The following is a 419-nucleotide window of genomic DNA, read 5'->3' as shown; positions in this document are numbered from 1 at the left end:
GTGTAGCACGCAAATGCTGCTCAATGCCCTTACGCTCGGTGATCTCCTGCTCCAGCCGGGATTTTTGCTGGTTCAACTGGCCTAGGGTCCGCCGCAACAGGCGGGCGATGCGGCCCAGTTCATCGCCACCGTAAACCGGGATCGCTGCGTTGGTTTCCCCAAGGCCGATGCGTACCACCACCTGGTTGAGCTGGGTAAAACGCTTGACCAGGCGGGAACGGATAAAATAGTGATTGAGCAAATAAACCAATAACATCGCCAGCAGTGTGGCGATCACAATTAGCCTGCCGCTGACGCGGATGATCTGCTCCAGGCGATGGTTAAAAGTCTGCATCTGCTGGTGGCTGTTACTCAGTTGCGATTCCAGCTGTGTGCGAAAGCGGGCAAGCGTCGCCTCCTTGGCCTGGGTAGCCAACGTA

The 419-nt window shown here is 56.8% G+C and carries 1 protein-coding gene; it reads right to left on the bottom strand.

The genetic code is table 11. The features are described from left to right. Positions 1–419: HAMP domain-containing protein (locus DUK53_RS17245; RefSeq protein WP_124893258.1), on the bottom strand; the 419-nt coding region annotated here is incomplete at both ends.

This window comes from Listeria sp. SHR_NRA_18 (genome assembly GCF_003856515.1).
Lineage (GTDB): Bacteria > Bacillota > Bacilli > Lactobacillales > Listeriaceae > Listeria_A > Listeria_A newyorkensis.
The sequence above is the reverse complement of the archived record's forward strand: the minus strand, read 5'-3'. Positions and strand labels throughout refer to the sequence as shown.